The sequence below is a fragment of the Georgenia muralis genome (assembly GCF_003814705.1).
In the GTDB taxonomy this organism is placed as follows: domain Bacteria; phylum Actinomycetota; class Actinomycetes; order Actinomycetales; family Actinomycetaceae; genus Georgenia; species Georgenia muralis.
In genome coordinates this window covers 2,752,849-2,774,440 of the sequence record NZ_RKRA01000001.1, presented here as the reverse complement: position 1 = coordinate 2,774,440, position 21,592 = coordinate 2,752,849, and the positions used below count along the sequence as shown (strand labels likewise).

General features: G+C 74.2%; 21 protein-coding genes. 3 read left to right on the top strand and 18 right to left on the bottom strand.

What is annotated here, in order from left to right; genetic code table 11:
• Positions 1-370 precede the first annotated feature (370 nt).
• From EDD32_RS12460 to EDD32_RS19805, 10 genes are all read right to left on the bottom strand, one after another.
• Complete coding sequence (locus tag EDD32_RS12460; RefSeq protein WP_123917947.1) at positions 371-583, bottom strand: MerR family transcriptional regulator; 213 nt, start codon at positions 581-583, stop codon at positions 371-373.
• 33 nt (positions 584-616) lie between these two features.
• A complete protein-coding gene (locus EDD32_RS12455) occupies positions 617-1,936 on the bottom strand; it encodes a site-specific integrase (protein WP_170175280.1) in 1,320 nt (439 codons plus the stop codon).
• Positions 1,937-2,185: 249 nt separating this feature from the next.
• On the bottom strand, positions 2,186-2,533 hold the full coding sequence (locus EDD32_RS12450) for a metal-sulfur cluster assembly factor (protein WP_123917943.1): 348 nt from the start codon (positions 2,531-2,533) through the stop codon (positions 2,186-2,188).
• Positions 2,530-3,018: a Fe-S cluster assembly sulfur transfer protein SufU gene (sufU, locus tag EDD32_RS12445; RefSeq protein ID WP_123917941.1), complete on the bottom strand. Its 489-nt coding sequence runs from the start codon at positions 3,016-3,018 to the stop codon at positions 2,530-2,532. The genes EDD32_RS12450 and sufU overlap by 4 nt, the downstream gene beginning before the upstream one ends.
• Positions 3,011-4,336, bottom strand: coding sequence for a cysteine desulfurase (locus tag EDD32_RS12440; protein WP_123917939.1), 1,326 nt, complete (start codon positions 4,334-4,336; stop codon positions 3,011-3,013). The genes sufU and EDD32_RS12440 overlap by 8 nt, the downstream gene beginning before the upstream one ends.
• Before the next feature lie 16 nt (positions 4,337-4,352).
• Positions 4,353-5,111 (bottom strand): Fe-S cluster assembly ATPase SufC, encoded by a 759-nt coding sequence (sufC, locus tag EDD32_RS12435; protein ID WP_123917937.1) that lies wholly within the window; start codon positions 5,109-5,111, stop codon positions 4,353-4,355.
• Positions 5,112-5,138: 27 nt separating this feature from the next.
• Complete coding sequence (locus EDD32_RS12430; protein ID WP_123917935.1) at positions 5,139-5,489, bottom strand: non-heme iron oxygenase ferredoxin subunit; 351 nt, start codon at positions 5,487-5,489, stop codon at positions 5,139-5,141.
• A complete protein-coding gene (gene sufD / locus EDD32_RS12425; protein ID WP_123917933.1) occupies positions 5,486-6,694 on the bottom strand; it encodes a Fe-S cluster assembly protein SufD in 1,209 nt (402 codons plus the stop codon). The genes EDD32_RS12430 and sufD overlap by 4 nt, the downstream gene beginning before the upstream one ends.
• A complete protein-coding gene (sufB, locus tag EDD32_RS12420) occupies positions 6,694-8,139 on the bottom strand; it encodes a Fe-S cluster assembly protein SufB (protein WP_123917931.1) in 1,446 nt (481 codons plus the stop codon). Before sufB ends, sufD begins: the two co-directional genes overlap by 1 nt.
• The gene (locus EDD32_RS19805) at positions 8,139-8,909 is read right to left on the bottom strand and encodes a helix-turn-helix transcriptional regulator (RefSeq protein ID WP_123917929.1); all 771 of its coding nucleotides are present in this window, start codon (positions 8,907-8,909) and stop codon (positions 8,139-8,141) included. Before EDD32_RS19805 ends, sufB begins: the two co-directional genes overlap by 1 nt.
• 271 nt (positions 8,910-9,180) lie before the next feature.
• Between EDD32_RS19805 and EDD32_RS12410 the strand changes: the two genes are divergently transcribed.
• From EDD32_RS12410 to EDD32_RS12400, 3 genes are read left to right on the top strand one after another with little or no spacing between them, the layout of a single operon-like run.
• Positions 9,181-10,164 carry an ABC transporter ATP-binding protein gene (locus EDD32_RS12410; RefSeq protein ID WP_447926012.1) on the top strand — a complete coding sequence of 328 codons (984 nt, stop codon included), beginning with the start codon at positions 9,181-9,183 and terminating at the stop codon, positions 10,162-10,164.
• The gene (locus EDD32_RS12405) at positions 10,161-10,967 is read left to right on the top strand and encodes an ABC transporter permease (protein WP_123917925.1); all 807 of its coding nucleotides are present in this window, start codon (positions 10,161-10,163) and stop codon (positions 10,965-10,967) included. Before EDD32_RS12410 ends, EDD32_RS12405 begins: the two co-directional genes overlap by 4 nt.
• A 25-nt stretch (positions 10,968-10,992) precedes the next feature.
• The gene (locus tag EDD32_RS12400; protein ID WP_123917923.1) at positions 10,993-11,970 is read left to right on the top strand and encodes a COX15/CtaA family protein; all 978 of its coding nucleotides are present in this window, start codon (positions 10,993-10,995) and stop codon (positions 11,968-11,970) included.
• Positions 11,971-12,676: 706 nt separating this feature from the next.
• Here the strand turns inward: EDD32_RS12400 and EDD32_RS12395 are convergent.
• From EDD32_RS12395 to steA, 8 genes are all read right to left on the bottom strand, one after another.
• Complete coding sequence (locus tag EDD32_RS12395; RefSeq protein ID WP_123917921.1) at positions 12,677-13,021, bottom strand: NifB/NifX family molybdenum-iron cluster-binding protein; 345 nt, start codon at positions 13,019-13,021, stop codon at positions 12,677-12,679.
• Between the two features lie 52 nt (positions 13,022-13,073).
• Complete coding sequence (locus EDD32_RS12390) at positions 13,074-13,703, bottom strand: NUDIX domain-containing protein (RefSeq protein ID WP_123917919.1); 630 nt, start codon at positions 13,701-13,703, stop codon at positions 13,074-13,076.
• Complete coding sequence (locus EDD32_RS12385; RefSeq protein WP_123917917.1) at positions 13,700-15,472, bottom strand: CTP synthase; 1,773 nt, start codon at positions 15,470-15,472, stop codon at positions 13,700-13,702. The genes EDD32_RS12390 and EDD32_RS12385 overlap by 4 nt, the downstream gene beginning before the upstream one ends.
• 91 nt (positions 15,473-15,563) lie before the next feature.
• Positions 15,564-16,745, bottom strand: coding sequence for a glycosyltransferase (locus EDD32_RS12380; RefSeq protein ID WP_123917915.1), 1,182 nt, complete (start codon positions 16,743-16,745; stop codon positions 15,564-15,566).
• Between the two features lie 44 nt (positions 16,746-16,789).
• Positions 16,790-18,391, bottom strand: a complete 1,602-nt coding sequence (gene murJ, locus EDD32_RS12375) for a murein biosynthesis integral membrane protein MurJ (protein WP_123917913.1) — start codon at positions 18,389-18,391, stop codon at positions 16,790-16,792.
• On the bottom strand, positions 18,388-19,257 hold the full coding sequence (locus EDD32_RS12370) for a hypothetical protein (RefSeq protein ID WP_123917911.1): 870 nt from the start codon (positions 19,255-19,257) through the stop codon (positions 18,388-18,390). The genes murJ and EDD32_RS12370 overlap by 4 nt, the downstream gene beginning before the upstream one ends.
• On the bottom strand, positions 19,254-20,366 hold the full coding sequence (locus EDD32_RS12365; RefSeq protein WP_123917909.1) for a copper transporter: 1,113 nt from the start codon (positions 20,364-20,366) through the stop codon (positions 19,254-19,256). The genes EDD32_RS12370 and EDD32_RS12365 overlap by 4 nt, the downstream gene beginning before the upstream one ends.
• Before the next feature lie 20 nt (positions 20,367-20,386).
• Positions 20,387-21,589, bottom strand: a complete 1,203-nt coding sequence (gene steA, locus EDD32_RS12360) for a putative cytokinetic ring protein SteA (protein ID WP_123917907.1) — start codon at positions 21,587-21,589, stop codon at positions 20,387-20,389.
• Positions 21,590-21,592 lie beyond the last annotated feature (3 nt).

Here is a 21,592-nt window from a genome sequence, read left to right as displayed (position 1 = left end):
CAACGCGATGCACGCCGACGCCGGCCACCGCGGGGGAACAGACGGTGGTGATGAGTCATCACGACCGCGGACGCACAGCCGTCCGCCGGGCAGGCGACCCGCTTTGGTGGAGACGCCGACCTCGGGGGAAGAGAACGGTGGTGACGACTCGTCACCACCGCGAACGCGGCCACCACCCCCGCCAAGTGCGCTTCAGTGGAGACGGCACCTCGGGGGAAGAGAACGGTGGTGAGGACTCCTCACCACCACGTCCGGCGTTCACCTCTCGTCGTTGCCGCTGTCACGAGGAGCGAGTGACTCGATGATCTCGGCGGTCACCGGGGCGGGTGCTGCCTCGTGACCTTGAAGGACGAGACGCCGGGCGCGGCTTTCACCGCGCCGTCGGGATCTTGATGACGAGCGCCCGGCGGAGCTCCTCGAGGTCGACCCGGATGACGCGGCCGACCTTGTATCCGGTGACCGTGCCGTCGGCGATGCGTCGCCGGATTGTCTTGGTACAGACGCTGAACTCTGCAGCGGCGTCGGCGAGTGCGACGAGCTTGCCGCTCGGCACCCGCGTGGTCGCCGGACGATTCGTGCCCATCTGGTGCCTCCTGGTGGTGTGTGGACCGCATTGTCAGTCCGTCACATCGGAGGTGTGCGCCCCTGCCCCTTGGGGCCCTCCCTGTCCGCCTGAGCCCACCGACCGCGCAACCCCTTCCACGCCCGTCACACGCCGAGCACGCCGCTGGGCGAGCTCGTCGGTGAAGGCCGCCCCCACCTTCTCGGCGATGGCGTGGCGACGTTCCTCGTCGCCGATGTGCTGATAGCGCAGCGCGATGGTGGGGTTCTTGTGGCCCGCGATCGCCATCAGCTCAGCCAACGTCGCACCCGAACGCGCGGCCCATGTCAGCGCCGTGTGCCGCAGGTCGTGGATGTGCAGGTCGTCCAATCCCACCTGCTTGCGCACGGTCTGCCAGTTCGACTCGACGACGGACGCGTGCAGCACGGCGCCTTTCCGTCCGACGAAGACGAAGCCGTCGTCACCGGGCTGTGCGTGATTCTCGAGGTGAGCCTGCAGGATCGGCACGACGAACGACGGGATGGCTACGTCCCGCCGGGATGCCTTCGTCTTGGGTTCTCCGATCTCGTTGAACCTGCCACGGACCCTGTTGTTGGCCGCGGTCCCCCGCACCTGCACGACGGCGCGTGCCGGGTCGCGCAGGTCCAGGTGCCGGCGCCGCAGTGCCCGCAGCTCACCGTGACGCAGCCCGGTCGTCGCCGCCAACGGCACCAGTGCTGCTAGGTAGTCCGGCATCAGCTCGTGCAACGTCCACATCTGCTCCGGTGTCAGCACCACGGGTTCGTGGACGGCGTCGTACCGCAGTGCCCCCTTGACGCGGGCCGGCGAAGTTTCAAGGAGCTCGTGGTCGACGGCGTCGTTCAGCACCGAGGACAGCACCTGGTAGGCGGAGAACGCCGCCCCACGGCCTTCGCCCTTGCGCTGTGCGGCCCTCGCCTCGGCGGCCAACTGAGCCCGCATCTTCGTGTACCAGTTGGTGACGTCCAACCGCGACAGGTCCCGCAGCGGGATGTCGCCGAGATCGGGCAGCACGCGTTTGCGCAGTGTCTGCTCGTACCGATAGCGGGTCGAGGGGCGGAGCTGCTTGCCGGCGATGGATCGTTCCGCCCACTCGGCGAACGTGATCCCGCGCTGGGCAGCCAGCCGGGCGCGGCGCTCACGGTCGCGCGGTGGGGTCCACAGGTCGCGGTCGATCAGGAGCCGCTCGGCGTTGAGCCAGGCCTCGGCGGCCATCTTGTCGCCGAAGTTGCGCGAGTGGCGCATCAGGTCGGGCCCGGTGTAGCGGGCACGCCAGCCGGTGACCGCGCCAGCCTGCCGGCTCTTGCGCCGCTCGAGCTCGCCGAAGGTCCGCTTTCGTCCGTGCTTCTCGGTCATGGGTGTGCCTCCACCCATCAGGTGTCCCGCCGGGACCTCCTCTGGTGGGGGAATCGCACACCCGACAGCGCCGACGATCTGGGCTCCGGCCTGCGCAAACGGACCGAGATCTGTGGGGGAACTGTGGGGGAATGAAGTGCCCTGACAGGGCCTTTCAGTCCACCTGGGTCCCCGACGGAAAAGGGTATCGTCGCAGGTCAGGCAGCATCTTCGCTGATCAGGCGATCAGCGGGACACCGTCTAAAAATCTCAGACGTTGAAGCCGAGCGCCCGCAGCTGCTCACGGCCGATGGGCGTGATCTTCTCCGGGCCCCACGGCGGCATCCACACCCAGTTGATCCGCTGGCCGGTGACGAGGCCCTCGAGGGCCACGGCGGCCTGGTCCTCGATGACGTCGGTCAGCGGGCACGCGGCCGAGGTCAGCGTCATGTCGATGATCGCCTCGTTGTTCTGGTCCACGGTGACGCCGTAGACGAGGCCGAGGTCGACGACGTTGATCCCGAGCTCGGGGTCGATGACGTCGCGCAGAGCCTCCTCGACGTCGGCGGCGGTGGTGGGCGACGGGCCGGCCGCCGTGGGGTTCGTGGTCTCGGTCATGAGTCCTCCTTCTGGGTGGACGGCTCGGCCGTCAGGGCGTGGGCGAGCGCGTCGCGCAGGGCCATCCAGCCCAGCAGCGCGCACTTGATGCGGGCGGGGTAGCGTGCCACCCCGGTGAGGGCGGCGGCGTCCTCGAGGGACTCCTGCCGCCCGGTCTCGAGCGGGACGCCCCGACCGTGCATGAGGTCGCGGAACGTCTCGCCCAGCCGGTCGGTCGTGGCGACGTCCTGTCCGGTGACCAGACCGGTGAGGATGGACAGCGAGGCCTGCGAGATCGAGCACCCCTGACCGACCCAGCCGACCTCGGCGATACGCGGGGTCGGGGTGGAGTGGTCCATGCGCACGCGCAGGGTGACCTCGTCCCCGCAGGTGGGGTTCACCTGGAAGGACTGCCCGTCGAAGGGCTCGATCTCCCCCGCGCCGTGCCGGGCGCGGGAGTGGTCGAGGATGACCTGCTGGTAGAGCTGCTCCATCGCGTCAGCCATGGTCCACCCCGAAGAAGTGACGGACCCGCCCGAGGGCCTCGACGAAGGCCTCGATCTCCTCGGCGGTGGTGTACACCCCGGCCGAGGCCCGGGCGCTGGAGGGCACCCCGAGCCGGCGGTGGACGGGCTGGGCGCAGTGGTGCCCGACCCGCACGGCGATGCCGGAGTCGTCGAGGACCTGCCCGACGTCGTGCGGGTGCACGCCGTCAACGGTGAAGGAGACGACGGCGAGCCGGTCGGCGGCGTCGGCGGGCCCCACGATCCGCACCCCGGGGACGGAGGCGACGCCGTCGAGCAGCAGCCGGGTGAGCCTGGCCTCGTGCTCGGCGACGGCGCCCATGCCCAGCTCGGCGAGGTAGCCCGCGGCGGCGCCGAGCCCGACGGCCTGGGCGACCATCTGGGTGCCGGCCTCGAACCGCGCGGGGGCGTCGGCGTACGTCGAGGACTCCATCGTCACGACCTGGACCATCGACCCGCCGGTGAGGACCGGCGGCATGGCGGCGAGGAGCTCACGTCGGCCGTAGAGGACGCCCACCCCGGTGGGGCCGAGCATCTTGTGCCCGGAGAAGGCAGCGAGGTCGACGTCGAGGGCGCGCAGGTCGACCGGCAGGTGCGGCACGGACTGGCAGGCGTCGAGGACGACCAGCGCACCGACCCCGCGGGCCAGGGCGACGACGTCGGCCACGGGGCTGACGGCGCCGGTGACGTTGGAGGCGTGGGTCAGCGCCACGACCCTCGTCCGCTCGGTGATGACGCCGTAGGTGGCCGGGTCGAGCCGGCCGTCGTCGGTCAGCCCGATCCAGCGCAGCGTCGCCCCGGTCCGGGCGCACAGCTCCTGCCACGGGACGAGGTTGGCGTGGTGCTCGGCCTCGGTGACGACGATCTCGTCCCCGGGCCCCACCGCGAGGCGCCGGGCAGCCTCTCCCCCGCGGCCGAGGGAGGCGTTGGAGATCGCGTAGGTGACGACGTTGAGCGCCTCGGTGGCGTTCTTGGTCCAGACGATCTCGTCGGGGTCGACCCCGACGAACGCCGCGACGGCGGCCCGGGCGCCCTCGAAGGCCTCGGTGGCCTCCTCGGCGAGGGCGTGCGCCCCGCGGTGGACCGCGGCGTTGTGCCGCTCGTAGAACTCGACCTCGGCGTCGATGACGCACTGCGGCTTCTGCGCGGTCGCGGCGCTGTCGAGGTAGACGAGCGGGCGCTCGCGCACGGTCCGCCCCAGCACGGGGAAGTCGGCGCGCACGGCCGCCAGCTCCGCCGCGCTCAATGAGCGGGCGGGGCCGGCGGCCTCACGGCCGGCCAGGGAGGTCCCGGCGGTCATGTGGTGGTCAGACCCTTCAGACCGCGGGGGTGAGGAAGCGGTCGTAGCCCTCGGCCTCGAGCCGCTCGGCGAGCTCGGGGCCACCCTGCTCGGCGATGCGGCCGTCGACGAAGACGTGGACGAAGTCGGGCTTGATGTAGTTGAGGATGCGCGTGTAGTGGGTGATGAGCATGACGCCCAGCCCGGTCGCGGCGTGCACGCGGTTGACGCCCTCGGAGACCACGCGCAGGGCGTCGACGTCCAGGCCGGAGTCGGTCTCGTCGAGGATGGCGAACTTCGGCGCGAGGAGCTCCATCTGGAGGATCTCGTGACGCTTCTTCTCACCGCCGGAGAAGCCGTGGTTGACGTCGCGCTGGGCGAACTCGGGGTCCATGCGGAGCTTGGTCATGGCGTCCTTGACGTCGCCGACCCACTTGCGCAGCGGCGGGGCCTCGCCGGAGATGGCGGTCCGGGCGGTGCGCAGGAAGTTCGACACCGTGACGCCGGGGACCTCGACCGGGTACTGCATGGCGAGGAACATGCCGGCGCGGGCGCGCTCGTCGACGCTCATCTCCAGCACGTTCTCCCCGTCGAGGAGCACCTCGCCGTCGGTGACGGTGTACTTGGGGTGCCCGGCGATGGAGTACGCCAGGGTGGACTTGCCCGAGCCGTTGGGGCCCATGATGGCGTGGATCTCGCCGGAGGAGATGGTCAGGTCGACGCCGCGCAGGATCGGCTTGGGGCCGTCGTTGGTCTCGACGCTGACGTGGAGGTTCTTGATCTCAAGGGTGGACATGCGTCTCTTCTCTTCTCTTCGAGGCGGTCAGCGGGCGGGGACGTCGACGGGGGCGTCGACGTCGACCAGCACACGCGGGCCGTCCAGGGTCACGGGGTAGACGGGCACCGGCTGGGTGGCCGGCAGGCTCAGGGGTCGGCCGGTGCGCAGGTCGAAGGTCGACCCGTGCAGCCAGCACTCGATCGCGCAGCCCTCGACTTCGCCGTCCGAGAGGCTCACCTGCCCGTGGGAGCAGATGTCGGAGATGGCGTGGAAGTCGCCGTCCTCGTCGCGCACGAGCGCGACGGGAAGGGGCCTTCCGTCGGCGTCCTCGAGGTCGAGGCGCATGGCCTCGCCGGGCTCGAGGTCGCCGGTGTCGCAGGCGTGCTGGGCGCTCATCGGGCGGCGGCCTCCATGGTCTTGTCGAGCTCGGCCTCGATGGCCGCCATGAGGCGCTCCTGGACGAGCGGGACGCCGATCTGGTTGATGAGCTCGGCGAAGAAGCCGCGCACCACGAGGCGGCGGGCGTCGGCCTCGGGGATGCCGCGCGAGCGCAGGTAGAACAGCTGCTCGTCGTCGAAGCGGCCCGTGGCGCTGGCGTGCCCGGCCCCCTCGATCTCGCCGGTCTCGATCTCCAGGTTCGGCACGGAGTCCGCCCGTGCGCCCTCGGTCAGCACGAGGTTGCGGTTGAGCTCGTAGGTGTCGGTGCCCTCGGCCTCCTTGCGGATGAGGACGTCGCCCACCCACACCGAGTGCGCGCCGTCACCCTGCAGGGCGCCCTTGTAGGTGGCGCGGGACTTGCAGCTCGGGACCGCGTGGTCGACGAAGAGCCGGTGCTCCTGGTGCTGGCCGGCGTCGGTGAAGTACAGCCCGAGCAGCTCCACGTCCGCCCCGGGCGCGGTGAACGCCGCGTCGGTGGTGACCCGGACGACGTCGCCGCCGAGGGTGACGACGATGTGCCGGAGGTGCGCGTCGCGGCCCATGCGGATCCGGTGCGCGGCCAGGTGCACCGCGCCCTCCTCCCAGTCCTGGATGGAGACCAGGGTGAGGTGGGCGCCGTCGCGGACGTCGACCTCGACGGTCTGGGCGAGCTCGGCGGTGCCGGAGTGGTCCAGGACCACGAGGGACTCGGAGAGCTCCTCGGCGACGACGAGCAGGTGCTCGGCGGCCGGGTCGGCGCTGTCGCCGTTGACCGCGAGGTAGGTGTGCCGGCCATCGACGTGCCCGCGCGGGACCGTGACGACGGTGGCCTCGCCGAAGGACTCCCACGCGGCGGCCGCCACCCGGTCGCCGGGGGCGCCGGTCACGCCCAGGCGGGCGTCGTCGCGCCCCACGCGCTCGACGGTCACGGCGGTGTCCTTCTCCGCGGTGACCACCGGCCCGGCGCCGGTGAGGGCGCCGGCGAAGAGCCGCTGGAGACGGTCGACCGGGCTGAAGCGCCAGTCCTCCTCGCGCCCGGTGGGCACGACGAAGTCGGCGAGCGCGAAGGAGCTCTTCCGGTCCGCGCGGGAGGCCTCGGGGGTGCCGCCGCGGCCGTGGCTGTGCGCGCCGTCGGCGACGGCCCGGGAGTGGTCGGTGGTCAGGTTCTCGGTGGTCGCGGTCATCAGCCGACGGCCCCTTCCATCTGCAGCTCGATGAGGCGGTTGAGCTCGAGGGCGTACTCCATGGGGAGCTCGCGGGCGATCGGCTCGACGAACCCGCGCACGATCATCGCCATGGCCTCGGACTCGGGCATGCCCCGGGACATGAGGTAGAACAGCTGGTCCTCGCTCACCTTCGAGACGGTGGCCTCGTGGCCCATCTCGACGTCGTCGACGCGCACGTCGACGTAGGGGTAGGTGTCCGAGCGGGAGATCTGGTCCACGAGCAGGGCGTCGCACAGCACGTTGGACTTGCTATGCGTGGCGCCCTCGAGGACCTGGACGAGGCCCCGGTAGGACGCGCGGCCGCCGCTGCGGGCCACCGACTTCGACACGATCGAGGACGAGGTGTTCGGCGCCAGGTGGACCATCTTGGACCCGGTGTCCTGGTGCTGGCCCTCGCCGGCGAAGGCGATGGACAGGGTCTCCCCGCGGGCGTGCTCGCCCATGAGGTAGACGGCCGGGTACTTCATGGTGACCTTGGAGCCGATGTTGCCGTCGATCCACTCCATGGTGCCGCCGGCCTCGACCGTGGCGCGCTTGGTGACGAGGTTGTACACGTTGGTCGACCAGTTCTGAATGGTCGTGTACCGCACCCGGGCGTCCTTCTTGACGATGATCTCCACGACGGCGGAGTGCAGGGAGTCCGAGTCGTAGATCGGCGCGGTGCAGCCCTCGACGTAGTGCACGTAGGAGCCCTCGTCGGCGATGATGAGCGTCCGCTCGAACTGGCCCATGTTCTCGGTGTTGATGCGGAAGTAGGCCTGCAGCGGGATCTCGACGTGCACGCCCTTGGGGACGTAGACGAACGAGCCGCCGGACCACACCGCGGTGTTGAGCGAGGCGAACTTGTTGTCCCCGGCGGGGATGACCGAGCCGAAGTACTCCTCGAAGATCTCCGGGTGCTCGCGCAGGCCGGTGTCGGTGTCGAGGAAGAGCACGCCCTTGGCCTCGAGGTCCTCACGGATCTGGTGGTAGACCACCTCGGACTCGTACTGCGCGGCGACGCCGGCGACGAGGCGCTGCTTCTCCGCCTCGGGGATGCCGAGCCGGTCGTAGGTGTTCTTGATGTCCTCGGGCAGGTCCTCCCAGCTGGTGGCCTGCTTCTCGGTGGACCGCACGAAGTACTTGATGTTGTCGAAGTCGATGCCGGAGAGGTCGGCGCCCCAGCTGGGCATGGGCTTCTTGTCGAAGAGGCTCAGCGCCTTGAGCCGGCGCTTGGTCATCCACTCCGGCTCGTCCTTCAGGGCGGAGATGTTCCGCACGACGTCGGCGTCGACGCCGCGACGCGCGTTCATGCCGGCCTCGTCGGCGTCGTGCCAGCCGAACTTGTAGTTGCCGATGGAGGCGATCGTCTCGTCCTGGGTCATCGGCGCGGCCGTGACCTCCTGCTGGGTGGGACTGGTCATCAGATTCCTTCCGTGACGTCGCCGGTCGGCGGCGTGGTGGTCCGGGCTGCCTCCTGCGCGCCGCCCACCCGCGTGGTGCGCGGCCGGACGGCGGTCAGAGGGACGTGTGTGGTGCAGACGTGCCCGCCGCCCGCGAGGGTGGCCAGGCGCTGGACGTGCACGCCCAGCAGGCGCGAGAAGGCCTGGGTCTCGGCCTCGCACAGCTGGGGGAACTCCTCGGCGACGTCCTGCACCGGGCAGTGGCCCTGGCACAGCTGCAGGGCGAGCCCGGCGGTGCCTGCGGTGCGGGTGGTGGCGGCGTAGCCGTCGGAGGTCAGGGCTTCGGCCAGGGCGTGGACCCGCTCGGCGGGGGCGGGGCCGGCGGACTCGAGGATCGAGGCGTAGCGCTTCTCGAGCTCGCTCACCCGCGAGGCGGCGAACGCCTCGACGGCGTCGGCGCCGGCCACCTGGCGGAGGAACGCCAGGGCGTGGGTGGCGAGGTCGGAGTACGCGTCGGACAGGACCGCCCGTCCGGCGTCGGTGGCCACGTAGTGACGCGCGGGCCGGCCCCGGCCGCGGGCACCGAGCCCGGCGGGGTCGTGGACGACGACCTGGCCGTGGTCCTCGAGGTGGGTGATGTGGCGGCGGACCGCCGCGGGCGTCAGGTGCAGCACCCGGGCGAGGGTGGCGGCGCTGACGGGGCCCTGCTCGACGACGAGCTCGAGCACCCGCTCGCGGGTGGAGGCCTCGCCGTCGTGCGGCGCGACGGGACGTGACTCCGGGACGCTCATGGGCGCGGACCTCCCCTCGTGGGCGTGCGGTGCTTCGACGTGCGGTCGCCGGCGACGACACGCAATAGGAAACATTGTCGTGCCTTAAATGGATCGAGGCAAGCAAGGGGAACCTCACCCGGCCGTGCGGTCCGTCACCGGCCGCGCCCCCGCCTACTCTGGGCCCGTGCCCGCCCTCGACCCTGCCGCCGGCGACGTCCTCAGGCCCGCCCAGGACACGCCCACACCCGCCCCGGCGGGCGCGCCCGCCCCGGTGCGCACGAGCGGTCCACTGGCGGGCCCGAGCGGCCCACCGGCGGGCGTGGGCTCCCCCGCCCCGCCCGCCGCCGCCCTGCGGGTGCGTGGCCTGCGCAAGGCGTACGGCCCGCGCGAGGTCGTGCGCGACCTCGACCTCACCGCCGCCGCCGGGCGCATCACCGCCGTCCTGGGCCCCAACGGTGCGGGCAAGACCACCACGGTGGAGTGCTGCGAGGGGCTGCGCCGTCCCGACGGCGGCACCGTGGAGGTCCTGGGGCTCGACCGGGCCGCGCCCGGGGCGGCCGCCCGGCTGCGCGAGCGGGTGGGCGTCATGCTCCAGGACGGCGGCCTGCCGATGGCCCCGCGCGCCGGCGCGGTCCTGGACCACGTCGCAGCCCTCCACACCGACCCGGTCGACACCGGCGGCCTGCTCGCCCGGCTCGGCCTGACCGACGTCCGCGGGACCCCCGTGCGGCGTCTGTCCGGTGGTCAGCGCCAGCGCCTCGCCCTCGCCGTCGCCGTGGCGGGACGGCCCGAGCTGGTCTTCCTCGACGAGCCGTCCGCCGGCCTGGACCCCCAGTCACGACTGGCCGTGTGGGACCTGCTGCGCGAGCTCCGCGCCGCCGGCACCTCGATCGTCCTGACCACCCACCTCATGACCGAGGCCGAGGAGCTGGCCGACCACGTCGTCGTCATCGACGACGGGCGCGTCATCGCCGAGGGCACGCCGGCCGAGCTGACCGGCGGCTCCCAGGTGGTGGTGAGCCCGCCGCCGGGCACGGCGCCCGAGGACGTGCGCGGCGCGCTGGAGGCCCTTCCGGGGGTGGAGGTGGCCGTCGCTGCGGGCCTGGTCCGGGTGTCCGTCGCTGGGCCGCTGGACGCGGGCGCCCTCTCCGCCGTCACGGCGGCGCTGGTCGCGGCCGGCCTGGGCGCCGCCGGGGTCACGGTGCACCGGCGCACCCTCGAGGACACCTTCCTCGACCTGACCGGTCGCCGGCTGCGGGAGGAGGACCGATGAGCACCCCGAGCGCGCCCGTGCGGGAGCCCACGAACCGGCGCTCGCGCCATGGAGGCTCCGGGCGCCGGCTCGCCGCCCGACGCGCCCTCGCCCAGATGCGGTTCGAGACCGCGGCCGTGCTGCGCAACGGCGAGCAGCTCCTGCTCACCTTCGTCATGCCCGTCATCGCCCTCGTCCTGCTCGTCGGTACCGAGGTCGTGGCCCTGCCGGGCGAGACCCGGCACCCGGCCGCCCTCGCCGGTGCGCTCGCCCTGGCCGTGGCCTCCACGGCGTTCACCTCCCAGGCGATCGCGGTGGCCTTCGACCGGCGGTGGGGCGTCATGCGGATGCTGGCCACCACCCCGCTCGGTCCGCGCGGGCTGCTGGCGGGCAAGCTCGGCGCGGTGCTGGCCGTCCTGGCGGTGCAGGTCCTCGTCCTCGCGCTCACCGCGGTCGTGCTGGGCTGGCGCCCGGGCCTCGACCCGGGTGCGGTCGCCGGGACGGCGCTGCTGCTCGCGCTCGGGTCGGCCGCGTTCGTGGCGCTGGCGATGCTCGTCGGCGGGACGCTGCGGCCCGAGGCGGTACTCGCCGTCGCCAACCTCCTGTGGGTGCTCATGGCGGCCGGCGGGGGGCTGCTCACCCCGCTCGGCGCGCTGCCCGGGCCGCTGCCCGCCGTCGTCGCCGTGCTGCCCTCCGGTGCGCTCGGTGAGGGGCTGCGCACCCTTGCCACCGCCGGCACGCTCGACCTCGGTGCCGTGGCCGTGCTCGGCCTCTGGGCGGTCGTCGGGGGCACGCTGGCGGCGCGGTGGTTCCGGTGGGACTGACCCGGCGCCGCCGTACCCTGGTGCCGTGAGCTCCGCGACCGACGCCACCCGCCGCACCTCCCCCCGGCCCGGGCGCGACGCCCGCGACGCGCGGGTGGACCGCCTCACCTGGGGGCTGGCGGTGGCCAACCTCCTCGCCCAGGTGGGGATCATCGTCACCGGCGGCGCGGTCCGGCTGACCGGCTCCGGCCTGGGCTGCTCGCAGTGGCCCCTGTGCGAGCCAGGGTCGTTCACCCCCGTCTTCCACGAGGCGACCTCGATCCACCCCTACATCGAGTTCGGCAACCGCACGCTCACCGGCGTGCTCTCGGTCATCGCCGTGGCGCTGCTGTGGGCGGTGTACCGCCGCGAGCCCACGGCCTCGCGGCCGGCGGTGCGCCGCCTCGCGTGGTGGCCGCTGGCCGGGATCGCCCTGCAGGCGGTCGTCGGCGGGATCACCGTGTGGGTGGACCTGCACCCGGCCGTCGTCGGCTCGCACATGCTCATCTCGCTGGCCCTCGTGGCGCTGTCGACCTACCTGCTCGTGCGGCTGCGCTCGGCCGACGCGCCCGCCGTGGCCCTCGCCCCGCCGGCGCTGCGGTTGTGGCCCCTGGCCCTGGCAGTGCTCGCCGCCGCCGTCGTCAGCCTCGGCACCGTCGTCACCGGTGCCGGCCCGCACTCGGGGGACGCCGACGAGCCGTCCCGGCTCGCGCTGGACCCCTACCTCGTCACCCGGCTCCACTCCGGGATGGTGTGGCTGTTCGTCGGGGTCGCGGTAGGTGGCGGCGTCCTGCTGAACCGTGCGGGTGACCGGCCCGAGCTCGGCCCGGCGCGCCGCGCCTGGACGTGGCTGCTCGCCACCGTCGCCGCGGAGGGCGTCATCGGCTACGTCCAGCACTTCACCGGCCTGCCCGAGGTGCTCGTCGGCCTGCACATGCTCGGCGCGGCACTGGTGGTCGTGGCCACGACGTCGCTCTGCTCGGCGATGTACTCCCGCGAGGCCGTCCCGGCCGCCGTGCGCTGAGCAGTGGGCAGGCCGCCGCTCAGCAGCGGCTGCGGACGACGTCGGTGACGACGTGCTCCTCGTCCGGCCCGAACGTGCGGCCGCGGAACTCGTGGGCGACGGCCGAGACCAGTCGCCCTCGCCAGCTCGCGAGGGATCTGTTCGTGCCGTTCGCCGCCCGGCACGCCTCGACGACCTCCGGCGCGGCGCTCGCGCGCAGGTACGCGTTCGCGATGGCGGGGGCCGCTCGTCAGGGGTGCTCCGTGCGGTCCTCGCCTCGGGGGCCCGGGGCGTCGCCGCCGCGTTCGTCGGGGGCGTTCCCCCGGCGGACCGGGACCTCGGACGGTCGCGGATCCGGGTCGCCGGTCGGTAGCTCCACAGCGGAGCGGCCCGACGGCACGTCCTCGGTGCTGCCCGGGACCTCGGCGGCGGGCTCGTTGTGGGTTGGCGCCGGGCCGGTCGGGACAGCAGCGCCGGTGACCACCGGGCCGGGGCGTCGAGAACGTCGGCGAACGCCAGGCCGCCGGCGAGCACCACCCGTGCGGCGGCCGAGACCACCGTGACCGTGCGCAGCGACGCCCTCATCGGCCCTTCCCGTCCCGGTCGCGCCTCGGGAGTGACCCGAGCGCGCCGTGGCACGAGCCTAGGGCGGTGACGGGGCCCACGTGGGCGTACGTGACCCCCGACGCCGGTGACGACGCGGGTCCCGCCGGGAGACCGGCCGTTCTCAGGCCGAGGCGCCGAGCTCCGCCAGCGCGGCCTCGAGGGCGATCCGGGCGTCCCCCTCGGCTCCCAGGACCGTCGGTAGGCCCATGGTCGTGAGCATGCGGGTCATGCCCGGCCCCATGTGGTTCGCGACGACGGCCTCCACCTGCTGCTCGCGGAGGAACCGGGCCACCCGCGCGTGGTGCGCACCCTCGCCGCCCTCGTCGTGCAGGTGGTCCCAGGAGACCTCGTGCTCGTGCCAGTCGGTGACCGCGCCGCCGGCGACGGTGGCGACGGCGATGAGGTGGGCCCGGCCCCACCGCGGGTCGAGGTGTCCGGTGCCGGTGACGGGCAGTGCGACTCTCACAGTTCCTCCTCGGTCTCGCCGCGCCGCGGCGGTGCGGCCTCGGTGGCGCTCATCAACGCATCCACGGGTCCGTCACCGCGCGCAGCGGTGCCCAGCCGCGCGTGCGGGCGCTGTCGGCGGCGAGGATCCCCACGACCGCGGACGGGTTGTGCAGGCGGCCCTCGTGGACGGCGGCGACGGCCTCGCTCAGCGGCACCCATGCCTTGGGCATGTCGCGCTCCTCGTCCTCCCGCTCGTGCTGCTCGTGGTCGGGCACCTCGGTGAGGTCGCGGGCGAGGTAGATGCGCAAGGACTCGCTCGAGCCGCCGGGCGAGGTGAAGTAGTCGACCAGCACGTCCCACCGCTCGGCGCGGAGGTCGGCCTCCTCGTACAGCTCACGGGCGGCCGCCTCGCGGTGGTCCTCGCCGTCGACGTCGAGCAGCCCGGCGGGGATCTCCCAGAGCAGGGCTCGTACGGGGTGGCGGTACTGGTGGACGAGCAGCACCTCCTCGGCGCCGGCGTCCCCGCGCAGGGCGACGACGGCCACCGCGCCGGGGTGGTCGACGAACTCGCGCAGGACGCCGCCGGGGTCCGCGGGGCCCAGACGGACCTCCTCGCCGACGAGGTCGAAGACGCGGCCGTCGTGGAGCCGGGTGCGCCGCAGGACCTCGCGCCCGGTGTCCTTGACGTCCTCGACGCTCACAGCTCCTCGCCCGCCGGTGTGAGCACCCCGGGCTCGTCGTGGGCGGGGGTCGCGCCGTCGTCCTCGGGGGTCTCGACCTCGAGGAGCCGGCCGGCGCGCTGACGCTCGAGCGCCGCACCGACGAGGCCGGCGAAGAGGGGGTGGGCGCGGGTGGGCCGGGACTTGAACTCGGGGTGCGCCTGGGTGGCGACGTAGTACGGGTGCTTGGTCCGGTCGAGCTCGACGAACTCCACCAGCGAGGAGTCGGGCGAGCGGCCGGAGATCTTCAGTCCGGCCCCGTCGAGCGCGTCCCGGTAGGTGTTGTTGACCTCGTAGCGGTGGCGGTGCCGCTCGCTGACGCGCTGGGCGCCGTAGACCTCGGCGGCCAGGGAGCCGGGCTCGAGGACCGCCTCGTAGCGGCCCAGGCGCATCGTGCCGCCGAGGTCGCCCTCGCCGCCGACGATGGCGAGCTGCTCCTCCATCGTGGCGACCACCGGGTCGGGCGTGGCGGGGTCGAACTCGGTCGAGCTCGCCCGGTCCAGGCCGAGGAGGTTGCGGGCGGCCTCGATGACCATGCACTGCAGGCCCAGGCAGATGCCGAGGGTGGGGATCTGCTGCTCGCGGGCGTGGCGCAGGGCGCCGACCTTGCCGTCGATCCCCCGCACGCCGAACCCGCCGGGGACGAGGACGGCGTCGACCCCGGCGAGCGCCCGGCGGGCGCCCTCGGGGGTCTCGCAGAGGTCGGAGGCAACCCAGCGGATCTGCACGCGGGCGCGGTGGTGGAAGCCGCCGGCACGCAGCGCCTCGGTCACCGAGAGGTAGGCGTCGGGCAGGTCGATGTACTTCCCGACGAGAGCGACCTCGACGGTCTCGGTGGGGTGGCGGACCCGCTCGAGGAGCCGGTCCCACTCGGTCCAGTCGACGTCGCGGAAGCTCAGGCCGAGCCGCCGGACGACGTAGGCGTCGATGCCCTCGCGGTGCAGGACCGCCGGGATCTCGTAGATGCTCGACGCGTCGGGGCAGGTGACGACGGCCTCGCGGTCGACGTCGCACATCGCGGCGATCTTGACCTTGACGCCCTCGGGCAGGTCGCGGTCGGAGCGGCACACGATGGCGTCGGGCTGGATGCCGATCGAGCGCAGCTCGGCCACGGAGTGCTGGGTGGGCTTGGTCTTGAGCTCACCGCTCGCGGCGATGTAGGGCACGAGCGAGACGTGGAGGAAGAAGACGTTGTCCCGCCCGAGCTCCTGACGGACCTGACGGGCCGCCTCGAGGAAGGGCAGGGACTCGATGTCGCCGACCGTGCCGCCGATCTCGGTGATGATGACGTCCGGCGGCTCCTCGCCGTCGACCGGGTCGGCCTGGGCGCGCATCCGCGCCTTGATCTCGTCGGTGATGTGCGGGATGACCTGGACGGTGTCGCCGAGGTACTCCCCGCGCCGCTCCTTGGCGATGACGGTGGAGTAGACCTGCCCGGTCGTCGCGTTGGCCTTGCCGGAGAGCTCGACGTCGAGGAAGCGCTCGTAGTGGCCGATGTCGAGGTCGGTCTCGGTGCCGTCGTCGGTGACGAAGACCTCCCCGTGCTGGAACGGGTTCATCGTGCCGGGGTCGACGTTGATGTACGGGTCGAGCTTCTGCATGACCACGCGCAGGCCGCGGGAGCGGAGGAGCTGGCCCAGGCTCGAGGCGGTGAGCCCCTTGCCCAGCGAGCTGACGACCCCGCCCGTGACGAAGATCTGGCGGGGGGTGCTGGACTGGTTCCCGGGGAGCCGGGCGGAATGGTTCACCACGGACTTCGACACTAGCAGCCCCGCGCCCCACGCACCCGGTCCGGCGGCGTGCCGCCCGTCACCGGCGCGCCGCGCGTCGGGAGCGGGCCCCTCAGGAGGTGTAGACGCGCAGGAGCTGCGCCCGGACCTCCGCCGGCCCGGGCAGGGCGGCCGCCCGGTCACGCGCGGCGGCCCGCAGCGCCCGGGCCCGGGCGGGGTCGGCCAGGACCTCCGCGACCCCGGCGGCGAGCGCCGCGGCGTCGCCCGCGGGGACGAGCACCGCCGCGTCGCCGGTGACCTCCCGGGTCCCGCCGACGTCGGTGGCCACGACCGGCGCGCCGGCCCGCAGCGCCTCCTGGACGGCGATCGGCTGCCCCTCCCAGGTGGCGGTGGAGACGACGACGTCGGCGGCGGCGAGGAGCTCGGGGACGTCCTCACGGCGTCCGGCCAGGATCACCGGAAGACCGGCGTCGCGGACCCGGTCGGTCAGCCGGGCGCGAAGCGGCCCGTCGCCGACGACCACCCAGCGCCAGGAGTGGGTGCCCGCGGCGTGCCGGCCGCGTCCGCCGTCCGGAGGGCCGCCGTCGGAGGGGCGGCCGTCGAGGAGGGCCGCGGCGTCGACGAGCAGGTCCAGGCCCTTCTGCGGCGCGAGGCGGGCGACGGTGAGGACCAGACGCTCCCCCTCGGCGAGGCCGAGGGAGGAGCGCAGCTCGGCTGCGTCGACGTCGCCGGTGGCGACCCGCGCCGGTGCGGGGACGAGGGCCCGCTCCACCTGCCGGGCGCCGCGGTCGCGCATGCGCTGGACGAGGTCGCCGCTCACGCCGAGCACGACGTCCGCTCCGCGGGCGACGAGACGTTCGAGCGCGGCGGCGACGGCCCGGACGCGCGGTCCGCCGACGGGCAGGTTGTGGACCGTCACGACCAGCCGCGGGCGCGGGCTCAGGGCGCGCATGGCCAGGACGGTCAGCGCGCCGGCCCGCAGCCCGTGGGCGTGGACGACGTCCGCGTCCGCGGCGAGGCGGCGCAGGGCCGCGACGGCGGCGAGGTCCTGGGCGCGCGGGCGGTCGGCGATCTCCACCTCGCGGGTGCGCACGGCCCGCGCCCCCCGGGTGCCGTCGTCGGCGAGCGGGGCGAGGACGTCCGCGGGCCCGGCGAGGAGCACCCGGACCTCCTGCTCGCCGGGGCCGGGCAGGGTGCCCAGCGGCCGGGCGCCGGCGGCGAGGAGGCTGCTGATCTCCCGGGCGTGCCGGGCCACGCCGCCCGCGCTCGAGCCCGTCACCTGCAGCACCCGCATGGTCTCCCCCTCGTGTCCGGTCCGCGCCAGTATCCCAGCGGGGGCTACGCCGCGCCGCCGGACCGGCCCAGGCCCGCCCCGCGCACGGTGCCGCGGTCCCCGGCCAGGACGGCGACGGCGGTCACGGCCGTCGCCACCACGGCGCCGACGACGGCGGCGCCGGCACCGGCGAGCGGTCCGCCGTCGCCGGTGAGCAGGGCGTCGACGACGAGTCGTCCCCCGGCCGCCCCCGCAGCCGCCCCGACGCCCGCGACGACGACCGTGCGCACCGTGCCTGCCAGCGCGCCCGCGCCGCCGGCGCTCCGCAGCGCCAGGAGGAGCAGGACCCCGGCGAGGGTCATCCCGAGGGACGACGCGGCCGCCAGGACCGTGAGGGTGGCCGGCCCGTCGCCGCCGTCGGGTACGAGCAGGCGCACCCCCGCCCAGGACGCCAGCGACACGGCCGCCCAGCCCGCGGCCGTGGCGACGACGGCGGCGCGGGCGCGGTCGAGGGCGTACAGCGCCCGGGAGAGGTGGAAGACGAGGGCGTAGCCCACGACGCCCGGAGCGAACCAGGTGATGGCCGCGGTCATCCCGGGCATGTCGTCCGCGGCGGAGAACACGGCGGTCGCGGCCGGCGCGACGGCGACGAGCACCGCGAGCCCGACCAGCCCGCCAGCGAGCACCAGCCGGGTGGAGCCGGCGGCCAGCGCCGCGAAACCGGTCCGGTCCCCCGTGCCGGCGCGCTCGGACAGGCGCGGGAAGACGGCTGTGGCCAGCGGCACCGCGAGGACGGCGTAGGGCAGGAAGTACACGGCCTGGGCGTAGCGGTAGACCGTGATCGTGCCCGTCTCCCCCGCGGTGGTGGCGAGGTAGAGGACCACGACGACACTGACCTGCTGGGCCAGGAGCGCCCCCAGCCCCGCCCCGGCCAGGGTCAGGGCCCGCCGCGCCACCCCGGGGGGGAAGCCGGTGCGCGGGCGCAGCCGCACCCCCGAGCGGACGACGGGGACGAGCTGGGACATGCTCATGGCGGCCACGCCGGCCGTGGTGCCCCAGGCGAGCCACGCGACGGCCGCCCCGGGCAGGTCGGCGGGCCGGTCCTGCGCGCCCTGGGCGAGCGCCCCGAACGCCAGGTACGCACCGATGACGACGAGGGAGGAGAGCAGGGGCGCGAACGCCGGCCAGAAGAACCGCTTCTGGGCCTGCAGGACCCCGGAGAGGATGACGCCGACGCCGTACAGCGGGACCTGGAGCGCGAAGATCCGCAGCATCGTGGCGGTGAGTCTCGTGATCTCCGCGTCGCCGGCGTCGAAGAGGCCGGCGATCGGCCCGGCGAGCGCCGCCAGCACGCCCGCGAGCGGCACGAGCACCACGAGGGTCCACGTCAGCAGGGCCGAGGCGGTGCGGTCGACGTCGTCGCGCAGGTGCCGGGCGAGCGGGACGGCGAGCAGCGGCACGACGGCCCCGGCGAGTGCGCCGCCCGCGGCGACCTCGAACAGGACGTTCGGGACGGTGTTGGCGGTCTCGTAGGCCTGGGAGGTGGCGGAGGAGCCTAGGGTCCAGGACTGCACGAGCCACCGGACGAAGCCCACCCCGCGGGAGAGGAGCGTGATGAGCGAGATGAGGCCGGCCGCGCCGAGGGCGCCGCCGAGGAGGCGTCTCACCGCTGCGGGGCGCGGCGGCCCAGGTCGTCCAGCCGGTGCAGCGCCGGCGTGGAGTCGATGACCGCGGAGAAGCTGACCCGCTCGCTCGCCAGCGTCAGCGCCACGACCGCGACCAGGGCGCTCCCGCGCAGGACCCGGGAGGGGTGCGCGGCCAGGGCGGTGCCGACGAGCGCGCCGACGGCGTTCGCACCGGTGTCGCCGAGCATGGTGCGCTCGGCCAGGTCGGCCGGCAGGGCGGCGCCGACGACGCCGAGGGTGCAGGCCCCGATCGCCGCGGTGGGGGCGGCGGCGAGGAGCATCGGCGCGGCCAGGGCGGCGGCGACCTTGAGCGACCGGCCCGGACGCAGGTCGAAGAGGTTGTGCAGGTTCGCCGTCCCCGCGACGAGGGCGGCGCCGGCGAGGGTCCCGGTGAGCCGGCTCGTCCCGCGCCCGGGCGTGACCAGGGCGGCGGCGAGGAGCGCCCCGGCGCCGATGCCGGCGATCTTCAGGGACCCGGTGGTGACCTGCCCGCGGGCGAGCGCCCCGAGGTGCCCCCGCAGCCCCTTGGCCCGGGCCGCGTCCGCGGGGCCCTCGCCGAGGTCGTCGACCAGGCCCATGCCCGCCCCGGCACCGGCCGCGAGCGCGGCGGCGGCGAGGGTCCGGGCGACCGCGGGCTCGCGCGTGACCAGGGCAGCGGCGAGCGGTGCTGCCACCGCCCCGGCCCCGACGGCGGCCCCGCCGAGAAGGCTCACGTCCCGGCCGGCGAAGTTGCGCCGCTCCCACCGCCCCGGCCCGCCGGGTGGGCGGGACCGCAGGACCGTGGCCGCCGCCGCGGTCGCGCCGGCCCCGAGCAGGGCGGGGGCGAGCACGTCCCGGGCCAGGCTCACGCCGCCCCGTCCTCCCCGTCGGCCGTGGCGTCCTCCGCGGGGGCGGAGGTCTCCTCCCCGGCGGTGGTCTCCTGCCCGGCGGTGGTCTCCTCCACCCCGGCGGTGCCGTCCTGCGACGGCTCGGCAGGGGTGACGTCCGGGGCGAGGAGGGGCAGCTCGACCCGCGGCGGGACGGGAACCTCGGCCCCGAGCCCGAACCCGTAGGCGTCGACCGCGCCGGAGATCGACACGGCGAGCGCCAGGGGCGCGGAGATGGCGGCGGTGACCTCGCCGACGGAGTCGACGGTGGTCGCGGCACCCGCAGCCGCCTCGTCGTCGCGCACGGCGGTCACGAGGTCGCGGTCCGAGACGGCGGCACCCACGGTGACCGACGGAGCGGCCTGCGCGAGGGCCTCGGCCAGGCGCACGTGCCCGGCCAGGGTCTCGGCGGCGGCCTCGACCTCCTCGGGGTCCTCCTCCTCCGTGGGCAGCTCGGCGGGCCGGGGGCCGACCAGCACGGTGGCGTGGGCGGGCACGGCGGGCTCCTCGGTGAGGGTGATGAGCGGCGCCTCGGCGGAGGTGAGGAGGTCGACCAGGGTGGCGGCGTCCTCGGAGAGCTCCTCGCCCGTCCCGGTCAGCGCCTGGGCGAGGGCGGCGCCGAAGATGGCCTCGGCACCGGCGTCCTCGGCCGGGGCGTCGTCCATGTAGCCCAGCAGCTGACCGGCGAAGGTCTGGCGGAAGGAGAGCGTGTCGGCGTCGGTCCACGCCTCGGTGACGGCGACCTCGCCGACCACCTCGGCCCCGGCCCGCGCGAGACGGTCACGAAGCTCCTCGACGTCCTCGGTGACGGTCCCGGGCAGCGTCACCACCGTGACCCGGCGGTCGGTGAGGGTGTTCTCGAGCAGGACCGGCGCGGACTCCTCGAGGTAGGTCGTCCGCTCCGTGACGTCCCGCTCGGCGGTCTCCAGCGAGACGCGCAGCTGGTCGCGGTCCTCGCGCAGGTCCTGGACCTGGCCCGTGAGGGTGTCGCCGATGGAGTCGCGCAGCGGACCCGCACCCAGGACGATGCCGACCGAGAGGGCCAGGAACACCGCGATGAGGGAGACGATGTGGTAGCGGAAGTCGATCATCGAAGCGTGTCTCCAGCGGGTCAGGTGGTCGGTTCCGGAGCGATGCCCACGAGCGACCGGAAGAAGTTCACCAGGTCGTCGAACCACGCCCCGGACAGCCCGAAGATGGTCTGGCCGACGTTGGTGGCGGCGAGGGCGACGAACAGGGCGAGCAGGCCGACCACGGCCAGCAGCACCAGCTGCCAGGAGGAGATCCGCGTCCGGTACAGCTGCGAGACCCCCTTGGCGTCGATGAGCTTGCTGCCCACGCGCAGCCGGGTGAGGAAGGTCGAGGCCATGCCGGAGCGACCCTTGTCGAGGAACTCGATGAGGGTGTCGTGGGTGCCGACGGCGACGATGAGCTCGGCGCCGGAGTCGTCCGCGAGCAGCATGGCGATGTCCTCGCTCGTGCCGGTCGCGGGGAACACGACATGCTCGACACCGAGGTCCTCGACGCGTCGCTGCCCCGGGGCCCGGCCGTCCCGGTAGGCGTGGATGACGATCTCGGCGCCGGACCGCAGGGCCTTGTCGGAGACGGAGTCCATGTCGCCGACGATCATGTCCGGGGAGTGGCCGGCCTCGATGAGCGCGTCCGCGCCGCCGTCGACCCCGATGAGGAGGGGGCGGTACTCGCGGATGTAGGGCCGCAGCATCGCCAGGTCTTCCTTGTAGTGGTAGCCCCGCACGACGATGAGGACGTGCCGTCCCTCGAACCGGGTGCGCACGACCGGCACGCCCACCCCGTCCAGGAGCAGGTCGCGCTCCTTGCGGACGTAGTCCATGGTGTTGGTCGCGAACGCCTCGAGCTGGACCGACAGCCCCTCGCGGGCCTGGGCCTGGGCGGCCTCGACCGTGTCGGCGTCCTGGGCCGTGCCCTCGGCGACGAGGACGTCGCCGGCGCGGACCTCGTCGCCGTCGACGGTGAGGACCTGACCCTCCTTGACCGCCATGACCGCCGAGCCCAGGTCGTCGACCAGCGGGATGCCCGCCTCGACGAGGATGCCCGGACCGAGGTTGGGGTAGCGGCCGGAGGTCGAGCGGGCGGCGTTGAGCACGGCGGCCGGCCGGCACGCGACGAGCGCCTCGGCCGAGACCCGGTCGAGGTCCTCGTGGTCGATGACGGCGATCTCGCCCGGACGCAGACGCTTGGTGAGGTTCTTCGTGCGGGCGTCCACGCGCGCCGGCCCGGTCGTGCCAGGGCCGGTGTCGGCCTGCTGGCGGCGACGTCGGAAGTGTGGACTCACCGG